This window comes from Vibrio sp. Vb1554 (genome assembly GCF_033344235.1).
Genome location: NZ_JAWPOJ010000312.1, coordinates 1 through 1,179 on the forward strand (window position 1 = coordinate 1; position 1,179 = coordinate 1,179).

Annotated in this window: 2 protein-coding genes; one reads left to right on the plus strand and one right to left on the minus strand. The window is 44.7% G+C overall.

Annotated features, from left to right (window positions below):
- Positions 1-774, plus strand: a 774-nt coding sequence (gene znuB, locus R8N28_RS25890; protein WP_318183741.1) for a zinc ABC transporter permease subunit ZnuB, incomplete at its 5' end; no start/stop codon positions are given.
- A gap of 154 nt (positions 775-928) precedes the next feature.
- Here znuB and R8N28_RS25895 read toward each other — a convergent pair.
- Positions 929-1,179: class II glutamine amidotransferase (locus R8N28_RS25895; RefSeq protein WP_318183742.1), on the minus strand; the 251-nt coding region annotated here is incomplete at its 5' end.

Here is a 1,179-nt window from a genome sequence, read left to right on the forward strand (position 1 = left end):
CTTCTACCTTCTATTCTCGCTGGTATTGGTATTGCAATCATCGCAGGTCCACTCGGGTCTTTTGTTGTATGGCGAAAAATGGCCTACTTCGGTGACACTCTTGCCCATGCATCGTTAATGGGGCTCGCTCTCGGGTTCTTACTGAACGTTAACCTCTATCTTGCGCTGCTAGTCTGCTGTTTAGCATTAGCGGTACTCCTTGTAACACTGCAAAGGCAGCAACTGGTGGCCACAGATACCCTACTCGGAATTCTGGCTCACAGCTCTTTGTCTATCGGTTTGGTGTCAGTAAGCTTTTTGGACAATGTTCGTGTCGATCTAATGAGTTACCTATTTGGTGATTTATTAGCTGTATCACCAGAAGATTTGATGTTTATTTATGCCGGCGTAATTGCCGTTAGTGCATGTTTGTACATATTCTGGCGACCGTTATTATCAAGTACCGTCAGCGAAGAGCTAGCCGCTGTAGAAGGTGTGAACACAGATTTAATTCGTCTGGTCTTGATGCTGATGGTGGGCGTAGTGATTGCGGTAGGTATGAAGTTTGTCGGTGCCCTTATCATGACTTCACTGTTGATCATCCCTGCAGCAACAGCGCGTAAGTTGTCTTCTACACCAGAACAAATGGCATTCTTCGCATCCATCATAGGTGCGATTTCAGTTCTAATGGGACTGAGTCTGTCTTGGCACTTCGACACACCAGCAGGCCCATCAGTGGTGATCAGTGCGACTTCTTTGTTTATGCTGAGCCAACTGATTCAGCGGAAAGCTTAGTTATAAGCACAAGTTAAGCAAACGGATCTGGTGATTAAGAATTCTCAGTGTTATTGCTGGCTTACATACAAAATCAATACAAAATCGCATCAAAAAAGGCAGTCGAGTGACTGCCTTTTTTGTTATTTGGAAAACTTGATGTCTAGAAACGTCGTTATTCCAACGGTTCGGTCGGAGCTTGATTACCCGGTTTGGGCGCTGCAAATGGCACATCTTTCAAATCAGATGCATTGTTTTGGATCAGTTCACCAAGGTGAAACAAACCATATTCACCGGGCTTCATTCGATGCCAAGTCTCATTGCCGGTTAAAGGTTGAGTTGCAATGACAGAAACAACATCATTTGGTGTTGTTTCTTCTTGGAAGTTGATCTCCACATCTTCATCTAGCAAAGCGGCCTTGCCAA